The sequence below is a fragment of the Sinorhizobium kostiense genome (assembly GCF_017874595.1).
In the GTDB taxonomy this organism is placed as follows: Bacteria; Pseudomonadota; Alphaproteobacteria; order Rhizobiales; family Rhizobiaceae; genus Sinorhizobium; species Sinorhizobium kostiense.
The window spans coordinates 412,887-433,321 of the sequence record NZ_JAGILA010000004.1 but is presented as its reverse complement, the minus strand read 5'-3'; the positions used below and the strand labels follow the sequence as shown (position 1 = coordinate 433,321).

The window sequence follows — 20,435 nt, the reverse complement described above, 5'->3', positions numbered from 1 at the left end:
CCTCAGTCGACCGCGCGCGGAAAGAGGCCACGCGGCTTGATCAGGAGAACGGCGAGGAAGGCTAGATGTCCGGCGAGAATCTGCCATTCGGGATTGACGGCGGCGCCGAGGCTCTGGGCGACGCCGAGGATCACGCCGCCGGCGAGCGTGCCCCAGAGCGAGCCGAGCCCGCCGATGATCACCGCCTCGAAAGCGTAGATCAGCCGTGCGGGCCCTGCGGTCGGATCGAAATTCGCGCGCGTGCCGAGATAGAGGGCGGCGATCGTCACCACCACCATCGCAATGCCGGTCGCCATCGCGAAGATCCGCTGCGGCCGGATACCCATCAGTCCCGCCGTCACCGTGTCGTCTGATGTCGCCCGGAAGGCACGGCCGATTGCTGACCGGTAAATCAGCAGATTCAGGCCGACGATAACGGCGACCGCCGACAGGAAACCCATCAGGGGCATGAAACCGACGGTGACAGGCCCGAAGCCGATCGAGGCTGTTTCGAGCACGCCGGCGGAAATACGGCGGCTGTCAGCCGAAAAGCCCTCGAGCAGGCTGTTCTGGATGACGATCGACAGGCCGAAGGTGACGAGCAGCGGCGGCAGGACGTCCTTCCCCAGCGTCCGGTTAAGGAGGACGTATTGCAGGGACCAGCCCGCGCCGAACATCAGCGGTGCTGCAACCACGGCTGCGAGGAAGGGGTGAACCCCGAGTCCCGTCACCAGGACGAGAAGCAAGAAGGCGGCAAGGACGATCAGGTCGCCATGGGCGAGATTGACAAGCCGCATGATGCCGAAGACGAGGCTCAGGCCTGCAGCAAAAAGCGCATAGAGGCCGCCGAGCAGCACGCCCTGGACAATGGTGTCAATGAAGCCCATGGCGTTCCGCTCCGAAGTAGGCTGCGTGGATCTGGTCGCGGTTGAGTTCGCTGGAGCGGCCGCAGAGCGTGATGCGCCCCTCCATCATGCAATAGACACGGCTCGCGACCTTCAGCGCCTGGCCGATGTCCTGCTCGACGATGACGATGGACGCGCCGGAAGCACGAATGCGCGGAAAGGCGGCGTAGATGTCGCGCACGACAACCGGCGCGAGGCCAAGACTGATCTCATCGCAGAGCAAGAGGTCCGGATTGGACAATAGCGCCCGGCCGATCGCCACCATCTGCTGCTGGCCGCCGGACAGTGCTGTCGCCGGATTGCTGCGGCGTTCTCTGAGGACCGGGAAGAGCTCGTATACGCTCTCCAGCGTCCAGGTGGGACCGACCTTGCGGCTGTAGGCGCCGATCAGCAGGTTTTCCTCCACGGTCAGCGACGGGAACAGCCGCCGGCCCTCCGGGACCATCGCAATGCCGCTGGCAAGGACATCGGGCGCCGCCAGGGCGCCGATCGGCTCGCCGCGGCAGAGGATCGCGTCCGGATCGCTTGCGAGCACGCCGGAAATCGCGCGCATCAGGGTCGTCTTGCCGGCGCCGTTCGCGCCGATGATGGCGATCGTTTCACCCTCGGCGACCGAAATATCGACGCCGAACAGTGCCTGGAAATCGCCGTAGAAGGCTTTAAGCCCTCTGGTCTCAAGGAGCGCCGTCATACTTCGATCCCCAGATAAATCTCTCGAACGGCGCGAGAAGCCATGATGTCCGCAGGCGCCCCCATGCCGATGACCCGGCCGAAATTGAGGACGAGAAGCCGCTCCACGATCGATGTCAGCGCATGTAGTACATGCTCGATCCAGATGACGGCGACGCCCTTCGCATGAATGGCGCGGATGGTCGCGACCAGCGCGTGGCATTCCGCCTCCGTCAGCCCACCGGCGATCTCGTCGAGAAGCAGGAGCCGCGGTTCGGTCGCGAGCGCTCGGGCAAGCTCCAGTCGCTTGCGCTGCAAGAGAGTCAGACCGCCGGCCGGCACGTTCGCCTTGTCGAGCAAGCCCGTGTCGGCAAGGATCCCGGCGCAGCGGACGTAGGCGCCGGACTCGCTCCGCTGCGCCCCGAAGCTACCCGCCACGAGAACGTTCTCGAAGACGGTCAGCTTCTCGAAGGGCTGCGGGATCTGGAAGGTCCGCCCCATGCCTGAGAGGCAGCGCGCCATCGGTGGCACGCGCGTTAAGTCGGCACCACCAAAGCGGATGGTGCCGGTATCGGCGGCGATGTTGCCGGTTATCAGGTTGAAGAGGGTCGACTTGCCGGCGCCGTTCGGGCCGATGATGCCGAGCGCTTCGCCCTCGCCGACGGAAAAGCTGATCTCGTCGGCGACCGTCAAGGCGCCGAACCGCTTCGAGACGCACTCGAGTTGCAACAGGGACATGGTTGTTCCTCCGAGCCGGTGGGGCCGCGGGCACGGCGCCGCCGACGCTCCACACTCAGGCGATCGCTTCCATCTTGCCGGCGACCGGAATGTTCGGCGCCGTCTTGTTGTCGGTGATGACGAGATCGTAGCCGCCGTCCTCTTTCAGCCGCCATTGGCCGCCGACGAGCGGCGTCTTGGCGACGTTCTTAGCGGCGAAGGGCGGGAGGTTCTTGCCGTCCCAGGCGATCGGGCCCACGAGCGTGTCGAGACGCGTGGCCGCGATCGCCTGGGCGACCGCGTCGCCGTCCGCCGGGTCCTCCGCCCGCGACAGCGCGTCGACGGCGAGTTCGAAAAGCGCGTGGGCAAAGCCGATCGGCTGCGTCCAAGGTCGCCCCGTGGCCTTTGTGAAGGCCTCGGCCACTTGAGCGGACGTTTCGCCGGTCAACGACGATGTGAACGGATGGCTGGGCGACCACCAGACCTCCGAGGAGAGATTGTGCCCGGCCTTGCCGAGCGCCTCGACAGCTTGCGGGAAGAGAAGCGCCTTGCCGATCGACGCGACCTTCGGCACGAAGCCCTGTTGCTTGGCCTGGTTCCAGAACGTGGTGAAATCCGGCGGGATGACGACGCCGGTGATGATCTCGCACTGGCCAGATTTGAACGCATTGATCTGCGCCGAGAAGTCGTCGGTCATGTTCTGATAGCGGCCGGGATCGCTCAGCGCGTAGCCCATTTTTTCGAGCACCGGCGGGAAGCCGACCGTCTCGTCGCCCCAGGCATTGCCATCGCCGTCGTTTGGAAACAGGCCGCCGACCTTCCTGTTGGTCTCCACCTGCGACCACATATTGGTAAAGACCGCGATGACGTCTTCGAGTCCCCAGAAGAAATGATAGGCGTAGTCGAACGGCTTCCACGAGGCGGGATCAGCGGCATTGCCCTGCTGCCCGATGAACCAGGGCTGCCACGGCGCCACCGTCGAAATGCAGGGCATTCCCTCGCCCTCACAGGTGGTCGCGACAGGATTGGTCGTTTCCGGGGTCGAGGCGACGAGGACCAGATTGACCTCGTCGTCGACGATCAGTTCTTTGGCGACTTCCGCTGCCCGATTCGGGTTCGACTGGCTGTCCTTGACGATGACCTCGTAGTTCGCCCCCCTCGCCTTGGCCGTGGCCAGAAATCCCTCGATCACGAATTTGTCCGCTTCGCCGAAGGCGGCCAGTGGCCCGGTCTGCGGGCTGACATAGCCGAGCTTCACCGGCGCATCCTGTGCAATCGCCGGCATCGGCAATCCGGCTGTCACCGCGACGGCGCTCCCGGCAGCCGTCGTCTTCAGAAAGTTACGTCTCGTCAGCATGGTTCCTCCTCCCATTTCCCCTCCCGAAGGGCGTCATCAATCTGCCGGCCGCTTGCCCTCCCAGGCATCCTGCAGGAGCGCCCGAATGGATTGCCGGTCGATCGGCCGCGGATTCCAGTAAGGGCGTTCGGTCGCGATCTCGGCCGCACGGTCGAGATCGGCCTCGGACAATCCGAGTCCCTTCAGCGCCAGCGGCGCACCGATATTCTTGGCGAAATCCCAGAGGCTGCCACCGACCGGGCCCTGGAAAATATCGGCAACAGGCGCGAGCAGATCGGGCACGGCGAGTGCATTGAACGCCGCCGTATGCGGCAGCATGATCGCGTGGGTTTCGGCGTGCGGCGTGTCGAAGCTGCCACCGAGCGTGTGGCAAATCTTGTGATGCAGCGCCATGCCGACGGTGCCGAGGACCGTGCCGCAGAGCCAGGCGCCGTAAAGCGCCTCCGAGCGCCGTTCCAGATCCTGGGGCGTCTGGACGATCTGTGGCAGGCTGGTCTTAAAAGCACGCAGCCCCTCGACCGCCATCAGCGACGAAATCGGGTTGCGGTCCTTCGCGTAGAGCGCCTCGACCGCATGCGCCATCGCGTTGAGACCGCTGGTGACGCTCATTGCGACCGGAAGACCGGTCGTCAACGACGGGTCGTAGATCACGACCTCGGGAAGGATGCTGGCACCGCGGACCGTCGTCTTCACGCCTCGCTCCGTCTGACCGAGGATCGGCGTCACCTCCGAGCCGGCATAGGTGGTGGGGATCACGATCTGCGGCAAGTCGGTGCGGTAGGCGATCGCCTTGCCAAGCCCGGTTGTCGAACCTCCTCCGAGCGAGACGACGCAGTCCGCGACGGTCTGCCGGACGGTCTCCATTGCCTGCTCGGTCACGTCCACGGGCGTATGCATCACGGCGCGGGCGAACACGCCGGCGGCACGGTGGCCGAGCAGCGCCGCGAGCTCTTCGGCGTCCGCCTGCTGCTGCGGAGTCGAGAGAACGAGAGCGCGGCGGCAGCCGATGTTCTCTATCCATTCGCCGGTGGTGGCGCTTTTGCCCTCGCCGAAGACGATGTGGGCCGGGCTGGTGCTGTAGACGAATTCGTGCTTCACGACTGCGCTCCCTGTTTCGACCGCGCCATGACGAAGGTGAAATCGAGCCACCAGGACGGCTTTTCCGCCGCACGCTCGAAGTGACACACAAGCTCCGGTTTGACGCCGAAGATCGCATCTTCGTGAAGATGCGGGTCGCTGCCATCATAGAGATGGGTGACGATCGTCTCGAAGCCGGCCGCCCTGATCATGAAATGCAGGTGAGCCGGACGGCGAAGCGGCAGGCCCGCTTTCCTGAGGAGCCCCCCGACCGGACCGTCGTCCGGCACGCTGTATCCCGCAGGCCTAACAGTCAGGTAATGGAAGCGGCCCTCGTCGTCCGTTCTGAATGTCCCACGCAGATTGAACTCCGGCTGGAGATCCGGCTGCTGGTTCTCGTAGAGGCCCGCGGAGTTCGCCTGCCAGGTCATGATCTCGGCACCGGCGATCGCCTCACCGTCGAGATCCTGCACGCGGCCCGCGACGGCGAGCCGTTCGCCGATGCCATCCAGCGAAATGTCGCTGCCGAGGGGGAGCTCCGGCGCATCGGCACGGAAAAACGGGCCGTGGACAGTGTTCGGCGTCGCCAGTTTCGGGCGCCGCGTGTTGACCTCCTCGACAAGCGCCGAAGCGCCTAACAGGTCCGACAACAACACCCATTCCTGCCGGCGCCCATCGCAGGCATGGCCCACTTCGGTCAGGAACGAGATGAAGCTGCGCCACTCCAACGAGGTGGGCTTCAGTTCCCTCACGAGCGTGTGAAGATGGGCCACGGCTGCCACCAGCGCCTGCCGCAGCCGTTCGTCGCCGGATGCCGCAAGCCGCCGCGCAAAGATCTCCGACGAGTCCGATGCGCTGAAACTTGATGCCATCCGATCCGGCATGCTCTCTCCTCCAACCTGACTTGGAGGAAGGTAGCAGACACGGTGATCGCGATTGATGATTTTGTTCGAAGATTGTATAACACATCGTTATGAAGATAGATGAGCGCCATTTGATCCAGCTCGCGGCCGTCGTAAAGACAGGTGGCGTGACCGAGGGCGCCGCCCTGCTCGGCCTTGCACAGCCGGCGGTGTCGCGCACGCTATCGATGCTGGAAAAGCGCTTGGGCGAGCCATTGTTCATCAAAGGCCGTCGTCCTCTCCAGCCGACCCCGCTCGGCCGCGCGCTTGCAGATCACGGCCAGGTGATGCTGGCCGCTTCACGCAAGGCCACTGACACGATCGAAAGCTTTAGGGTCGGCAAGGGCGGCACTGTGCGCGTGGGCGGCACGCCTTTCTTCATGGATGCGCTCATCGCCGGGATGATCGCGGAGTTCCAGAACCTGCATCCGAATGTGCGCGTCGATCAGAGTTATGGTTATTTTTCCGACCTGCGGGCCGCCTTAAAGGCGGACCAGGTCGATCTTGCAATCTGCCCGATCGACATCCTGGATGAAGGGTCAGGATTAGAGTTCCAGCAGATTTTGCCGGGTCGCAATGTGATTGCCTGCCGCGTTACCCACCCACTACTCATGAAGCATCGGCCGCAGCCAAGCGACCTCCTAAATTACCCGTGGATCGCTCCACCGCCGGGCAGCCCCTTGCTCGCCGATCTTCGCAGCATGTTGTTGTCGTTCGGAGCAACCGAGATCAGGATCCGCTATACGGGTGGATCGCTGATGGGCGCCGTGAATTACATGAAGGGGACCGACGCACTGACTATCCTGCCGCACAGTGTTGTCTTCGCGCTTCGCAAGGACAAGTCGATCACCGCGCTTCCGGTCGCTGTGCCTCACCCCGAACGGGCGCTCGGATTGTTGAAGCGCGCGGATGCGCCGCGAATGCCGGCCGTCGATCACTTCGCCCGGCACATCCGCAGCGGCTTTGAGAACCTAAAGCACCTCATCAAGCGGCACGAGCAGTCGGTTGTCTGGGGCGTCTAGCCCAATGCACTAGACTCAATGCGACGTCGACTTGCGGGCACGGGTCGCGCGACGGATCTGGCCGGGGGTATGGCCAAGCTGCCGCTTCAAGACCGATGTCATGTGTTGCTGCGATGCGAAGCCGCACCGGAAGGCAATTTCAGCGATTGAAAAATCAGATCGCATAAGAAGCTTTTGCGCTTGTTCAACGCGCCTTCTTAAAACGAACTGGTACGGCGGCAAACCGGTACGTGTCTTAATGCCTTCGAACACCACTCTCAGCGGCAGGTCGACACATCCGGTCAGGCGGGCGCAGCTAATGTCGCCCTCAAGCTCAGCGTCGATGAAGGCCGAAAGGCGGTCAAACTCCGCATCCGAAAGTGTGGAGGCATTAGCGGGCTTTACAGCATGAAGACCTCGTAGGGTCTCGATATAGACCATGCCGCCGAGATACTGGATCTCCAGCGGATCGAGTGGCCGGCCAAAGCGGAGGCGCTCGCGGGCATAGCAGGCAAGATGGCGGAGCGATTTCAGCCGAATGTTATTGACGCTTCCGCCGCTTCGCACCCTGTCAAGGCCGCGGTCGCTTATGCACCCTTGGAAATCATCGGAATACGAGAAGGCGATGAATCCGTGACGAACAGTGCTTGCCGCGACACGGACACTGCCGTGGCGCGGGTGGAACGCGGCCGTTTCGCCGCGAAACAGCAGTGTTTCCTCGCCATCGTCCTCGAATCCAGCTTCCGAGAAGATGTCTCCGAGCAACAAGCATATGACATCGGACTCGTTGGCGAATTCAAGCGCATAAGGCCTTGCGCCCGCAATGCAGTGGTCGACACCCCCGTAGCTCCCACGCGCCGGAAATTGCTCCAACCCAGTATAGCGTAGCTCTCGCCCTCCCCTAAGTATCGCTGCCATGATGATCCTCCCCAGCCAGCGTGTCGTCTGTTTCTTCTCGCACCATCAGCTCGCTGCAGGATCCATCTTCCAAGGGACGATGGCACCCGGCATCCTCAATAGCGTCCGTGCAGTGGCGGACATGGTTCCCTCCCGAACCACGACCAGCGAGACTAACACACGCGCAAAAGCCCGGTGATGACATCGTCGCCGGTTGGAATAACGGATTGTTATGGACTGGACGCGATGGCTGAACGCGCTGATCCGGCCAAGCCGCCCGGACTCAAAGACTGCTGAGCCCCACCCCGCCCGAGTTAGAGACAATGCTGCTTCGCCGCAGCCAACCCCTCCGCAGGAATTTGTAAGCGCAAAGATTTGAAAGACCCGCACAGCCGGAATTGGCAGCCTTGGCACGGATTACCGGTGTGCAGAAGGTCGGGAGGGAAGCACATGTCGATTGCCAGGAAATCGGGTCTGCCGGTCAAACGGTCTCGCTTCGATGTGGAGGCAGATATCGTGGTTGTGGGTGGCGGCGCGGCGGGGCTTGCTTCTGCGCTGTTCGCCCACTGGCAGGGAAACGAGGTCGTGCTGCTTGAGAAGGCCGACGAGCTCGGCGGCACGACCAGGAAGGCCGCCTTCTGGTACTGGGTGCCGAACAACAGGCACATGCAGGAGATCGGAATCGAGGACAGGAAGGAGGACTGCATCCGCTACATGGCCCGCCTTTCGCGCCCGGAAGCCTATGATCCTGAGCACCCGACGTTCGGTATGTCGCAGTGGGAGTATGATTCCTTCGCTGCGATCTATGACAACGCCTCGCCGGCAACCGAGCTGCTCGCCGAAAAAGGCGCGCTCGAATATCGCCACTGTGACTTCGTGCCCGACTACTGGGCAGAGCTGCCGGAGGACAAGGCGCCGAAAGGCCGCGTGCTCGTGCCCAAAGGTGCCCGCGAGTCCATGTCGGACGGCGGCGAGGTGGCGATCCGCACCATGAGCGCCAAGGCGCGTGCCGACGGGGTCGATATCCGCACCGGGCATCGCGTGCAGCGCACGAATGTCGACGAGAGCGGCGCGATCGTCGGCGTCGAGGCCGATACGGCCCTCGGCACGACCGTCACGTTCAAGGCGCGCAAGGCGGTGATCTTCGCCTCCGGCGGCTTCAGCCACGACGTCGACATGCGCAAGAACTTCCTGAGCGTACCGGTTTTCGGCGGCTGCGCCGTGCGCACCAACGAGGGCGACTTCGTCAACATCGGTGCGGCTGCGGGCGCCCAGCTCCGCAATATGAACTACGCCTGGATGTGTCCGATCGTGCTTGAGAAAGCGCTGAACGACGATCCGTCGCTGATCGGCACCTTTTCCCCATCCGGCGACTCCATGATCTACGTCGACAGGAACGGTCGCCGCGTTACCAACGAGAAGCTTGCCTACAACGAATCCGCGCAGGCTTTCTTCACTTGGGATCCGACGAAATCCGAGTACCCCAACCTCGTGCTGGTCGCGATCTGGGACGCGCGCAGCCAGCAATACTCGGCAAGCGACGAGTACGGCCGCTTCATCGTGCCGGAGGGCAAGGACGATGGTCACGTCATCAAGGGCGATACGCTCGCCGAACTGACGAGCAACATCCGTGCGCGTTTCAAAAAGTATGCGAACCGCACTGGCAATCTGACGATCGCCGATGACTTCGAAGAGGCCCTAAAGTCGACGATCTCGCGCTTCAATAAATTTGCCAGGGAAGGCAAGGATCCGGATTTCAAACGCGGTGAGCGGCAGGTGCAGCTTCTGTTCAACGGACCGGCAGCCGAAAGCCCAGCCGCGCCGAATCCGACTATGTATCCGATCAGCGACGAGGGTCCGTACTATGCCGCGCTCCTGACCGGCGGCAGTCTCGATACCAAGGGCGGGCCGGTCACTAACGCCAACGGCCAAGTCCTCAATCATACTGGTCGGCCGATCCGCGGCCTCTACGGCGTCGGCAACTGCGTGGCCTCGGCCTCGGCTCGTGCCTATTGGGCGGGCGGGGCGACCCTCGGTCCTATCCTCGCATTCGCCTATCTAGCGGCCAACGCCGCCAGCGGAGAGCCGCGACGCTGATCTTTTCGCGGTTGCTTTCCAGGGAGGAAAACGTGGCAGTCACGAAGCAGACAATGACAGACGAGCAGCGTAAATCGGTTGCGCTCGAATACCTGAAGGCCTTCGACAATGGCGGAGTGACGTCCACCGGCAGCTCGATCCTCGAGCTCTTCGCCGACGACGCGCAGGTGTACTTCCCCAAATGGGGTTTGGCGAACGGCAGGGACCAGATCGGCAAGCTGTTCGCCGACGTCGGCGCGACCCTCAAGTCGATCGTCCACCACTACTCGCAGTTCAACTGGGTCTTCTCCGGCTCCGATCTGGTGGTTTGCGAAGGCACAAGCCATGGCGAGCACCGCGACGGCCCATGGCGCGCCGGCGTTCCCGATTGGCAGGCGGGGCGTTGGTGCGACGTGTTCGAAATCCGCGACTGGAAAATACAGCGCTGCTTCATCTATCTCGACCCAGACTACGCCGGTAAGGACACCGCCCGCTACCCGTGGCTCGAAAGCTAACCTGCGAGGCAACAACGCCTTTGCTCGTTGTTCTTCTTGCTGCTGACGTGATCCGAAGGCGCCATTGGCAATCAGATTGGTCACTGGCGTTCGTTTGAGCAGCGGAGCCGGTCGGCTCTCGCGGTCGGGTTGGGGTAAGACCGATCTGAAACACACCGCGGTCGATGCACGGCCGATCGTGGTGGGCCATGTGTCGCTCAATCGAGCTCCTCGAAGAGGCGACAAATAACAGAGCGCCGCTTGAGGGTCCGCCATCGGGGCGAACCCGACTTACGCCGAAGAGCGGCGAACTTCCGCTGACCACCCATTCCGACGCTCGCGAAGAGAGCCATATATCACGCCGGTGCAGGAGGCTCCTTCAAGCCGCCTCCATCGCTTATCTTTGCTGTTTGTGCCTTGTAGGCGATGCTCATCTGCGAATGACCGACAAGACCAGGCTGCAACCCTCAGATCGCGAAGGCCTATGGCGACGCGCCCGTGCAGGCCTATACCGCGGCCATGCCGGGCTGAAGAAGCGAGGTCGGCGACCTATCGAAGGCGTTCTTCTCCGCATGCGCGTAAGCATGAGGACGCCCCCGCGAGCCCCTACAGCCTACAGCCGCCAGCCGCCGCTGACGACGAAAGGTGCCAGCGTGCCCTCCGCCATCGCCACGCTGCTGTAGGCCTTGAGCCGCTGGCCGTCGGAAAGCGTGAGGTCGAGCGCGAAACGCTCCCCTTCGAAGACGCAGGAGACCGTCCGCATCGCGATCCCGTCGGCAGCACGGTGGACGTGTTCCGGCCGGATCAGCACGTCCGCAAGCGGTCCCGCGCGGACCTGCCCGCCATCCCCGAGCGCCTGGCGGAGCAACGGCCAGTCCAGCTGCCGCCCGGCATTCTCGGGCAGTCTCAGGCGCAGGATGCTGCCGCGGCCGATCAGGCCGCCGACCACCCTACCCTCAGGCCGCGCATAGATCTCGGCCGGCGGCGCCACTTGCAGGATCCGGCCCTCCGCCATCACCGCGACGTCGGTCGCAAGCGCCATCGCTTCCGCCTGGTCGTGCGTCACATAGATCATCGTCGCGCCGGAGCGTTCGTGAAAGACGCGGAAGGTCTCTTCCATGGCCTTGCGCAAATGCTGGTCGAGATTGGCGAGCGGCTCGTCGAGCAGCACGACGTCCGGCTCGGTGACGAGGCAGCGCGCCAGCGCCACCCTCTGCCGCTGGCCGCCGGAAAGTGCGGTCGGCCGCCGCTCGGCGAAGTCCTGAAGCTTGACGAGCGCCAGCGCTTCGGTGACGCGCCGGCGGCAAGCCTCGCCGGAAACGCCGCGCACCTTCAGCGGATAACCGACATTCTCCGCCACGCTCATATGCGGCCAGAGCGCATAGGACTGGAACACCATCGCCATGTTGCGCTTTTCGGGCGGCAGCGAAAAGACGGCATCCGCAAGCCGCCGCTCACCGAATTCGATCGAGCCATCCGTCGGCTGCTCGAAACCGGCGACCATCCGGAGCACCGTCGTCTTGCCGCAGCCAGAGGGGCCAAGGAGTGCAAGAAAGCCCTGCTTGCGCACCGTGAGCGTGACATCCGACACCGCCGGCCGCCCGCCGAAGTTCTTCGTCACATGATTGAGGATCAGTTGCGCCATGGCAGCACGCCCTCCGGCAGGTATTTCGCGAAGACTTCGAGCGCCGCCATCAACGCCAGGACCATGAGCACGACGAGCACAGAGAGCGCCGAAGCGAGATCGGAGGAACCGCTGTCGTCGAGATTGAAGATCGCGACGCCGAGCGTCTGCGTCCCGGCCGACCAGAGCAGCGCCGAGACGGTCAGCTCGTTGGCCGAGATCAGGAAGACGAGGATGACGGATGCTCCCGCGGCGGGTGCTAGGAGCGGCAGTACGACGTCGCGCATGCGGCGGAGGAACCCGGCCCCGGCGAGGCGCGCCGCCTCCTCGAGCGACGGGTCCATCTGCAGCATGGCGCTCATCACCGGCTTCAGGCTGACCGCGAGGAAGGACGAGAGATAGGCGGCCAGAATGATCCAGATCGTGCCGTAGAGCGTGAGGCCGATCGCCGGCAGCGGCGCGGCAAAGGCGAGGACGAAGGCGACGGCGAGCACGATGCCCGGCAGTGCGTAAGGTATCTCGATCAGGACCGCCAGGAGATTGGCAAGCGCGCCCTGACGCCGCGCCAGCAGATAGGCGGCGGGCACCGTGACGAAAAGGAGCCCTACCGCCGCGGCGGAGGCGAGGAAGAGCGGATTGCGAAACGCCGTCAGCGTCAGGGACTGGCGAAGGAGGATTTCGCCGTAGGCGCGGAACGAAACGGTCTCAAGCGTGAGCGGCACGCCATAGGCCGGCACCAGCGAGCTCGCGACGAGCGCCAGGAGCGGCGCGACCAGGACGAGCGCCAGCGCGCCCCAGAGCAGGCATTCGCCCCAAAGCCTGAAGCGCCCGAGGGAGAAGGCCGCACTCGCCCCGCCAAGCCCGACCAGGCGGTAATCCCGGCCGGCCAACGCCCGCTGCTGCAGCAGGAGTCCTGCGGCGGAGATGACGGCGATCAGCGTCGAGAGCACGGCGATCTCGCCGAAGGTGGAAGCGCCGAAGCTCGCAAGCCGGCTATAGATCAGCGTCGGCAGCGTTTCGATCGAGGCGGGAATGCCGAGGATTGCCGGAATGCCGAAATTGCCGATGCCGGAGACGAAGGCGATCGCCGCCCCTGCGACGAGGCCCGGGCTCCCGAGCGGCAGCACGATATCGCGGAAGACCCGCCAGGGCGAGGCGCCCGCAAGCCGCGCCGCTTCGACCGCGTCGCGCGGGATGGCGGCAAGCCCGGCCTTCACGGCCAGGAACACGAGCGGCGCATGCTGCACGCCGAGGAGCAGCACCATGCCGGAAAGCGAGTAGAGCGGCTGCGGGCTGCCGAGCGGCGGCGCGAGCCCCAGCGTCTTCAGGAGCGGGCTCGATGGCCCGGACATCTCCACCCAGGCGAGCGCCGTCACCTGCGGTGGGATCATCATCGGCAGCATGAAGGCGAAGCTCAAAACGAGTTTGCCGCGGATGTCGGTGAGCGCCAGAGTGAAGGCGAAGAGCGCGCCGAGCACCAGTGAAACGACCATGCCGCCCGTGGCCGTGATCAGCGTATTGCGAAGTGCGGCGAAGGTCGCGGGATCGAGGAGGACTCTCGCTGCCTCCCCTCCCTTTATCCCGCCAAGTCCCGCCCAGCCGAGGCGGATGAGCGGCAGCGCCGAAAGCAGAAAGACGGCGGCAAGCACGAAAGGCAAAAGCCAGGCCGGCTCGCTGGACGCCCGCCGACTGCCCCCGGGCAGCGCCGGCTGCCGCCCTGCCCCTGCTCGCTCGCGCTTCCGGCTGCGTGAGCTGACTTCCCCAACGTAAGGCGATGCCGGCAGGTCGAAACCGTACAGGGTCCGCGCCAGTTCCGGCGGCAGCTTGGCCGGGGGCCGCAGTGGCCCGCCCTGCCGTTCGGCGCCCCTCGCTTCTCCGCCACCAAAGGGAAACCGCAGCCGGCCGGGACGGCGGCTGTGGGCGATCTCGTCCGTTTCCAAACAGGCATTCGTGGGTTTCTCCACGAATGCCTGCTTGGATCCCTGTGTTTGCCGCAGGTTCCGATCGCAAAACCGTGGCACACTTTTGCGGAACCTGCTTAGCATCGGCCGATCAGTTGGTGCCGAAAATGCCGGAGAAGGTCTGCAGGTCCGCTTCGGCATTCTTCACCGCCGCGGCCGCATCGACCGGAAGTACCTTGATCGTCTCGCGCGCGGGAAAGCCTTCCGGCAGCGCCACGCCGTGGCGGGCAGGCACATAGCCCATCTTCGCTGCCAGTTCCTGGCCTTCCTCGGAAAGCAGGAAATCGACGAATTTCCTTGCGGCTTCGGCGTTCTTCGCGGTCTTCAGGATCGCGACCGGCTCGGTGACGGCGGAAACGCCCTTGGCCGGGAAGACGAATTCCACCGGCGCGCCCTTCGCCTTCTCGCGGATGGCCATGAAATCGACGACCATGCCATAGGCCTTCTCGCCGGTGGCCACCGCCTTCAACACGCCGCCATTGCCGCCGGCGGCCGTTGCGCCGTTTTCGGCGAGCGCCTTGTAGTAGTCCCAGCCGAGGCCATCGATTCCGGCGAGCGTCTGCGCATGGATCAGCGCCGCCCCGGAGGTGAGCGGGCTCGGCATGGTGACGAGGCCCTTTGCTTTCGGCTTCGCCAGATCCTGCCAGCCCCTGGGCGTCATCGCGGCACCGGTGTTGTAGATGATGCCGGTGGTGATCATCTTCGTCGAATGATAGGCGCCATCGGCATCATGGAGCGTGGCATCGTAAGCCGCCGCTTCCTCGGACTTGTAGGGCATCAGATGCCCCGCCTCCTTCAGCCGCTGCATCGTCACCACGTCGGCGATCAGGAGCACATCCGCGACCGGATTGCCCGCCTCGATCTCGGCCATCAGCTTGGCCAGGATCTTCGTCGTCCCCTCGCGCACCCACTCGACCTCGATGCCGGGATTGGCCGCCTCGAACGCATCCACGGTCGCCTGCGCATCTTCATTCGGCTGGCTGGTGTAGAGGATCAGGTTCTCGGCGAGAGCCCCGGTGGAGAGGAGACCGGCGATGGCCGCTGCGGCAACGGCGGAGAGAAGCGTTTTCATGACGTAGCCCTCGGTGTGTGGAAGATGGAGCCGAGGGATAGAGGGGGTGTTTTACAGGGATGTGACAGGGGGGTTGGAGAGGCCGGCATCGAGTGAGCGTTACGCCCAGAAGTGCACATTGGCGCCACCGGCGTCGCCGGCCGGCGGATATCGGGACTTCCGGTGTTTGCCGAATTACATGTTGGGACGTGAGAGCGACAACTCTGTTGCGACGACACAAAGCGCGATGTTCGTTACGAAATGCCCTCAAGGCGATATCGCGTTCCTGGATAAAGGAGACGTGCTGTCGTCACGTTCGCCGTATCGGACCATGTGCGGCGCCTGATCATGAGACAGGGCTCATTTCGGCCGATGCCGAGGAGCTTGCGTTCCCAGGGCTGCGGCGAGACTGCCTCGACGATCTGTTCGGTCCGGGTGATTGGCGCCGTCGCCGTGAGGTAGGCGTTCGGCGTCATGACGCGGAAGTCCTGTTCCATGTAGCGGGGGCAGATGGCCGGATTGACGAAACGATCCTCGATCTGGATCGGCAGACCGTTTTCCAGGTGAACCATGATCGAATGGAAAACGCGCGCACCTGTGGTGAGCCCCAAGGCATAACCGATTTCCGGCGTAGCCTCCTCTTGCTTCATCAGCGTGATGTGGGACGTGTGCTCATGTCCGCGCTCGCGGATCTCGTCGGCGATATTGCGGACCTCGAGCAACGCCGTGCTGCCTTTTTGCGGAGCAACGAAGGACCCGACCCCCTGCACTCGCGTGATCGCCCCCTCATTGGCGAGTTCCCGCAGGGCCCGGTTGGCGGTCATACGGCTGACGCCTAAATCGGTGACGATCTCGTTCTCTGAAGGGATGCGATGGTGCGCCGGCCATTCACCATTTTCGATGCGGCTACGGATAAAGTGCTTGACTGCCTCGTAGCGCGGCACCGGTCCGGCTTCAAATGCGGTCCTGTCGTTCTTACGCTCCACTGCCGTCATAAGACTTAGCCTCCTTCCACTCTGCTGTGTCGACCGAATGCCGCGCATCCGGCCACTAAACTTTTTCGTTTATTTCGTTCTTGCGCACCAGCGTAAAATACCTATAGTTCCATATACAACATTGTACAGGCGGCGAGAACTTAATTTTGGAATGCGTCCATCACAACAGGTGTGGCGCAGCATGAAACACGCCACGACCGAGGAGAGGTACCGATCGCGCCGTAGCACGCAGACACATCATTGCAATCGAAGCGAACATCAAAAAAGGGGAATGCGCATGTCGATCAGCACAATGAAACTCACCTTCGCGGCCGCCGGACTTATTCTGGCGGCATCCACCGGCAGCGCCAGCGCCTCCTATTGCAGCGACGGCAAAACCGTGACCTTCGCCGGTATCGACTGGGAAAGCGGCGCCTTCATTACCGAAGTCATGAAGACGATCCTCTCCAAGGGCTATGATTGCCAGGTGGACTCCATTCCCGGCAATTCCGTGACGCTGGAGCAGGCGACCGCCAACAACGACGTCCAGATTTTTGCCGAGGAATGGCTGGGCCGTTCGGACATCTGGAACAAGGCGGTAGAGGAAAAGAAGGTAGTCGCCGTCGGCAAGACATTCGTCGGCGCCAGCGAAGGCTGGTTCGTGCCGGACTACGTCATTCATGGCGATCCGGCGCGCAATATCGAGGCGAAGGCGCCGGATCTGAAGAGCGTCTCCCAGCTTTCCGACCCGAAGATCGTCGAACTCTTTGCCGATCCCGAAGAACCGTCCAAGGGCCGGTTCCTGAACTGCCCGTCCGGCTGGACCTGCGAAGGCATCAGCACCGCCAAGCTCGACGCCTACAAGCTCGGAGAAGCCTACGTCAACTTCCGTCCGGGTACGGGCACTGCGCTCGATTCAGCGATCACCTCCGCCTATCTCCAGGGCGAGCCGATCCTCTTCTACTACTGGTCGCCGACCGCGATCATGGGTAAATTCAAGCTGGTCCAGCTTGAAGAGCCCGCCTATAACGAAGCCTGCTGGAAAGAACTGAGCAGCGCCAACGGCAAGCGCGACCAGGCTTGCGCCTTCCCCTCCGTCGACGTCGCCTATGGCGTGAACAGTACCTTCGCTTCGGAGGCTCCGGAAATCATCGAGATCCTCGAAAAAGCGACCTTCCCGCTCGAGGACGTCAACGGCAGCCTCGCTTACATGGTCGACAACAAGGTCGATGCAGCCGCCGCGGCAGCCGAGTTCCTGAAGACAAAGGCCGATGTCTGGGGCAAGTGGGTCTCCGACGAGGCACGCGGCAAGATCGAGGCAAGCCTCAAGTAGCGGCAAGCCGCCCTGCACCGCCGCCTCGACCTCCGACAACGGAGGCACGCGGCGGCCCGCCGGCTGCCGAAGCTGCCCCGCGACCAGGCGGCGATGACCGCCGGCGGCCTCCCCGAGCAAGGAACGGTTCCGATGTTTCCGGACTCTCTCAATCTTTCGATCCGCGCGCCGGTGAACGACTTCATTCAGGCGCTCGTCACCAACCACGGCTGGGTGTTCAAGGCGATCAGTGGCGTCATCCTGAAAGCCGTGCTGTTCATTGAATGGATCCTGCGTGGCTTGCCCTGGTGGCTCGTGATACTCGCCTTCATGGCGCTTGCCTGGCAGAGCTCGAAGCGATGGTCGCTGACGATCGCCGTCGGCGCGCTGCTTCTCGCCGTCGGCGTGCTCGGCCTCTGGGACCTTACCATGCAGACACTCGCCCTGATGCTGATGGCGACCCTCGTCTCGGTGGTAATCGGCGTGCCGATCGGCATTCTTGTCGCCAAGAGCCGCGTCGTGCGCAACGTCACCCTGCCGGTTCTCGACGTCATGCAAACCATGCCGAGCTTTGTCTACCTGATCCCGGCGCTGATGCTCTTCGGCCTCGGCAAAGTGCCGGCAATCCTTGCGACAATCATCTATGCGGTTCCGCCGCTGATCCGTCTGACCGATCTCGGCATCCGCCAGGTAGACGGCGAGGTTGTCGAGGCAGCAACCGCTTTCGGCGGCAGCCCGGCGCAGATCCTGTTCGGCGTGGAGCTGCCGCTCGCCACCCCGACAATCATGGCCGGTCTCAACCAGACGATCATGATGGCGCTGTCGATGGTCGTCGTCGCCTCGATGATCGGCGCACGCGGCCTCGGCGAGCAGGTGCTGAACGGCATCCAGACACTCGACGTCGGCAAGGGGCTGGAGGCGGGCATCGGCATCGTCATTCTCGCAATCGTGCTCGATCGCATCACTCAGGGCTTCGGCAAGCCCCGGACGGAGGACGCCCGCAATGGCTGACATCGAGATCCGCAACGTCTACAAGATCTTCGGGCATGATTCGAAGAAGGCGCTCGCCATGGCCAGGAACGGTCTGGCCAAGGCTGAGATCCTTGCCCGATCCGGCTGCAGCGTCGGCCTCAACGATGTCAGCCTGAAGATCGGCGCCGGCAAAATCTTCGTAATCATGGGGCTCTCCGGGTCCGGCAAGTCAACGCTGGTGCGGCACATCAACCGGCTGATCGAGCCGACAAGCGGCGAGGTCCTCTTCGATGGCAGCAACATCCTCGACCTCGACGCAAAGGCGTTGCGCGCCTTCCGCATGCGGCGCGTGAGCATGGTGTTCCAGAGCTTTGCCCTGATGCCGCACCGAACGGTGCTTCAGAATGTCGTCTACGGCCAACGGGTCCGCGGCATCTCGAAGGCTGACGCTCGCGCGATCGGCATGAAGTGGATCGAGACGGTCGGTCTTTCGGGCTATGATGCAAAATACCCGCATCAGCTTTCCGGCGGCATGAAGCAGCGTGTGGGCCTTGCCCGGGCGCTCGCCGCGGACACCGATGTGATCCTGATGGACGAAGCCTTCAGCGCACTCGACCCGCTGATCCGGGCCGACATGCAGGACCAGCTTCTGCAATTGCAGCAGAATCTGTCCAAGACCATTGTCTTCATCACCCACGACCTCGACGAGGCCCTGCGCATCGGGTCGGAGATTGCAATTCTGAAGGACGGTCAGGTCGTGCAGGTCGGCTCGCCGAACGATATTCTCGACAATCCGGCAAACGACTATGTCGCGCGCTTCGTTCAGCGCAGGCAGGCAAGACCCGAGTAGATGACTGAAACGATCACCATCCATGGGCCGTTGAAATGGCCTGAGATTGCCGCCATCGCCGACGGCGCTCGCCTCACCTTGTCCGAGCGGGCGCGTCAGCGGATCGTGGACGCCCGTCGCATCGTCGATGCATTGGTGGAGCGCGGCGTCCGCGGCTACGGCATCAACACCGGCGTCGGGGCGCTTTGCGATGTCGTCATCAGCCGTGAGAACCAGCAGGCTCTTTCGCGCAACATCATCCTGAGCCACGCCTGCGGCGTCGGCGAACGGCTCGGGCGTAGCGAAGCGCGTGCCGTGATGGCAGCGCAGATCGCCAATTTCGCGCACGGCTACTCCGGCGTTCGGATCGAGGCCGTCGAGGCGCTGCTGGCACTGCTCAATGCCGACCTTATTCCTCACATCCCGTCGCGCGGTTCCGTGGGCTACCTCACCCACGCCGCCGCAATCGGTCTAGTACTGATCGGCCATGGTAGCGTTGACAATGGCAAGGGCGAGATTAGCGGCTTTGAGGCGCTCTCACGGCTCGGGATTTCGCCCTTACGGCTCGAGGCGAAGGAGGGTTTGAGCCTCGTCAACGGCACGCCCTGTGCCACCGGTCTTGCCGCGCTTGCCCTTTCGCGTGCCGAAAGACTCTTCGACTGGGCAGATGCGGCCGCAGCCATGAGCTATGAGAACCTCGGTAGCCAAGCAAATGCCTTTGCCGCCGGTCCGCTGTCGCTTCGAGTTTCGACGGGCTTGCAGAGCGTCGGGGCCAAGTTGCGCGAATACCTCCAGGACAGCCCAATGCTGGCCGCTGCCGCCGGAAATCGCACGCAGGATCCGCTGAGCCTGCGTGCCGTGCCGCATCTTCATGGGGCCGCGCGCGACGTGCTCGCGCATGCGGGCGACGTCGTAAATCGCGAACTTGAAAGCCTCACTGATAACCCTGCGGTCTCGGGATCGCCCGAGGCGCCCGAGGTTCATTCGCAGGCCCACGCCGTCGGTGCCGCGCTGGGCCTCACGATGGACGCGTTGGCCATTGCGGTTGCGGAGGTCGCGGCCATTTCCGAACGCCGCATCGATCGGCTGGTAAATCCGCTGGTTAGCGGTCTCCCACCGTTCCTTGCGCGCGACAGCGGCGTCACGTCGGGTTTTATGATTGCCCAGTACACGGCCGCCTCGCTTGCTGCCGAAAACCGCCGGCTCGCTGCACCCGCAAGCCTCGACGGTGGCATCACCTCTGCCCTGCAGGAGGACATTCTCACCCATGCAACGCCGGCTGCCTCGAAGGCGCTGGCGGTCGTCGACAATCTCAAGACGATGCTCGCCATTGAGCTTTTGGCGGCAGCCCAAGCCTACGACCTGCAGCCGCATGCCATCGGTCGGGCGCAACGTACAAACGCGCTCTACGAGCGAATCCGCGCCGGTATTCCGACCTATGCCGACGATCGGCCGATGAGCAGAGACATCGAGCAGATGCGAGTGATCCTCACGGATGAGTGCGCACCCTCCTGATGCGGTTCGACTGGTGAGATCGGCTCTTCTCGCGACAGGGCGACGCGGCTCCTGTCCGCTGATCAGGCTGGCGATAGAATGGCACCGATTGGAACTTCCACTTTTCCACCCATTGCGACCTCT

The 20,435-nt window shown here is 63.6% G+C and carries 18 protein-coding genes and 1 pseudogene; 8 read left to right on the top strand and 11 right to left on the bottom strand.

Going from position 1 to position 20,435, the window contains the following annotated elements:
• Positions 1 to 2: 2 nt before the first annotated feature.
• Genes J2Z31_RS17370 through J2Z31_RS17345 form a run of 6 tightly spaced genes read right to left on the bottom strand, consistent with a single transcriptional unit; the run spans position 3 to position 5,588 of the window.
• Complete coding sequence (locus tag J2Z31_RS17370; protein ID WP_209602814.1) at positions 3 to 866, bottom strand: branched-chain amino acid ABC transporter permease; 864 nt, start codon at positions 864 to 866, stop codon at positions 3 to 5.
• Entirely contained in the window at positions 853 to 1,575 is a 723-nt protein-coding gene (locus J2Z31_RS17365) for an ABC transporter ATP-binding protein (protein WP_209602813.1), read from the bottom strand. The genes J2Z31_RS17370 and J2Z31_RS17365 overlap by 14 nt, the downstream gene beginning before the upstream one ends.
• Positions 1,572 to 2,291 carry an ABC transporter ATP-binding protein gene (locus J2Z31_RS17360; RefSeq protein WP_209602812.1) on the bottom strand — a complete coding sequence of 240 codons (720 nt, stop codon included), beginning with the start codon at positions 2,289 to 2,291 and terminating at the stop codon, positions 1,572 to 1,574. The genes J2Z31_RS17365 and J2Z31_RS17360 overlap by 4 nt, the downstream gene beginning before the upstream one ends.
• Before the next feature lie 55 nt (positions 2,292 to 2,346).
• A complete protein-coding gene (locus J2Z31_RS17355) occupies positions 2,347 to 3,627 on the bottom strand; it encodes an ABC transporter substrate-binding protein (RefSeq protein ID WP_209602811.1) in 1,281 nt (426 codons plus the stop codon).
• A gap of 36 nt (positions 3,628 to 3,663) precedes the next feature.
• A complete protein-coding gene (locus J2Z31_RS17350) occupies positions 3,664 to 4,725 on the bottom strand; it encodes a maleylacetate reductase (protein WP_209602810.1) in 1,062 nt (353 codons plus the stop codon).
• Complete coding sequence (locus J2Z31_RS17345; RefSeq protein WP_209602809.1) at positions 4,722 to 5,588, bottom strand: dioxygenase family protein; 867 nt, start codon at positions 5,586 to 5,588, stop codon at positions 4,722 to 4,724. Before J2Z31_RS17345 ends, J2Z31_RS17350 begins: the two co-directional genes overlap by 4 nt.
• An 89-nt stretch (positions 5,589 to 5,677) precedes the next feature.
• Here J2Z31_RS17345 and J2Z31_RS17340 point away from each other — a divergent pair, with 89 nt between their 5' ends.
• The gene (locus J2Z31_RS17340) at positions 5,678 to 6,628 is read left to right on the top strand and encodes a LysR family transcriptional regulator (RefSeq protein ID WP_209602808.1); all 951 of its coding nucleotides are present in this window, start codon (positions 5,678 to 5,680) and stop codon (positions 6,626 to 6,628) included.
• 15 nt (positions 6,629 to 6,643) lie between these two features.
• On the opposite strand, the gene J2Z31_RS17335 is transcribed toward J2Z31_RS17340, so the two are convergent.
• The gene (locus J2Z31_RS17335; RefSeq protein WP_209602807.1) at positions 6,644 to 7,480 is read right to left on the bottom strand and encodes a helix-turn-helix domain-containing protein; all 837 of its coding nucleotides are present in this window, start codon (positions 7,478 to 7,480) and stop codon (positions 6,644 to 6,646) included.
• 474 nt (positions 7,481 to 7,954) lie between these two features.
• Here J2Z31_RS17335 and J2Z31_RS17330 point away from each other — a divergent pair, with 474 nt between their 5' ends.
• The 3 genes and pseudogenes from J2Z31_RS17330 to J2Z31_RS29365 all read left to right on the top strand — a co-directional run.
• On the top strand, positions 7,955 to 9,601 hold the full coding sequence (locus tag J2Z31_RS17330) for an FAD-dependent oxidoreductase (RefSeq protein ID WP_209602806.1): 1,647 nt from the start codon (positions 7,955 to 7,957) through the stop codon (positions 9,599 to 9,601).
• Between the two features lie 32 nt (positions 9,602 to 9,633).
• A complete protein-coding gene (locus J2Z31_RS17325) occupies positions 9,634 to 10,095 on the top strand; it encodes a nuclear transport factor 2 family protein (protein WP_209602805.1) in 462 nt (153 codons plus the stop codon).
• Positions 10,096 to 10,530: 435 nt separating this feature from the next.
• Positions 10,531 to 10,602, top strand: a pseudogene (locus tag J2Z31_RS29365) (DUF1801 domain-containing protein); the annotation flags it as partial.
• An 85-nt stretch (positions 10,603 to 10,687) separates the two neighbouring features.
• On the opposite strand, the gene J2Z31_RS17320 reads toward J2Z31_RS29365, so the two are convergent.
• The 4 genes from J2Z31_RS17320 to hutC all read right to left on the bottom strand — a co-directional run bounded on the left by J2Z31_RS17320 (position 10,688) and on the right by hutC (position 15,705).
• Positions 10,688 to 11,719 (bottom strand): ABC transporter ATP-binding protein, encoded by a 1,032-nt coding sequence (locus J2Z31_RS17320; protein WP_209602804.1) that lies wholly within the window; start codon positions 11,717 to 11,719, stop codon positions 10,688 to 10,690.
• The gene (locus J2Z31_RS17315) at positions 11,707 to 13,401 is read right to left on the bottom strand and encodes an ABC transporter permease (RefSeq protein WP_209602993.1); all 1,695 of its coding nucleotides are present in this window, start codon (positions 13,399 to 13,401) and stop codon (positions 11,707 to 11,709) included. The genes J2Z31_RS17320 and J2Z31_RS17315 overlap by 13 nt, the downstream gene beginning before the upstream one ends.
• 349 nt (positions 13,402 to 13,750) lie before the next feature.
• Positions 13,751 to 14,731: an ABC transporter substrate-binding protein gene (locus J2Z31_RS17310; protein WP_209602803.1), complete on the bottom strand. Its 981-nt coding sequence runs from the start codon at positions 14,729 to 14,731 to the stop codon at positions 13,751 to 13,753.
• Between the two features lie 233 nt (positions 14,732 to 14,964).
• Entirely contained in the window at positions 14,965 to 15,705 is a 741-nt protein-coding gene (gene hutC, locus J2Z31_RS17305; protein ID WP_209602802.1) for a histidine utilization repressor, read from the bottom strand.
• A gap of 277 nt (positions 15,706 to 15,982) precedes the next feature.
• Here hutC and J2Z31_RS17300 point away from each other — a divergent pair, with 277 nt between their 5' ends.
• From J2Z31_RS17300 to J2Z31_RS17285, 4 genes are all read left to right on the top strand, one after another.
• A complete protein-coding gene (locus tag J2Z31_RS17300; RefSeq protein WP_209602801.1) occupies positions 15,983 to 17,017 on the top strand; it encodes an ABC transporter substrate-binding protein in 1,035 nt (344 codons plus the stop codon).
• Positions 17,018 to 17,149: 132 nt separating this feature from the next.
• The gene (locus tag J2Z31_RS17295; RefSeq protein WP_209602800.1) at positions 17,150 to 18,007 is read left to right on the top strand and encodes an ABC transporter permease; all 858 of its coding nucleotides are present in this window, start codon (positions 17,150 to 17,152) and stop codon (positions 18,005 to 18,007) included.
• Positions 18,000 to 18,818, top strand: a complete 819-nt coding sequence (locus tag J2Z31_RS17290; protein ID WP_209602799.1) for a quaternary amine ABC transporter ATP-binding protein — start codon at positions 18,000 to 18,002, stop codon at positions 18,816 to 18,818. Before J2Z31_RS17295 ends, J2Z31_RS17290 begins: the two co-directional genes overlap by 8 nt.
• Complete coding sequence (locus J2Z31_RS17285) at positions 18,819 to 20,312, top strand: HAL/PAL/TAL family ammonia-lyase (protein WP_209602798.1); 1,494 nt, start codon at positions 18,819 to 18,821, stop codon at positions 20,310 to 20,312.
• Positions 20,313 to 20,435: the final 123 nt, after the last annotated feature.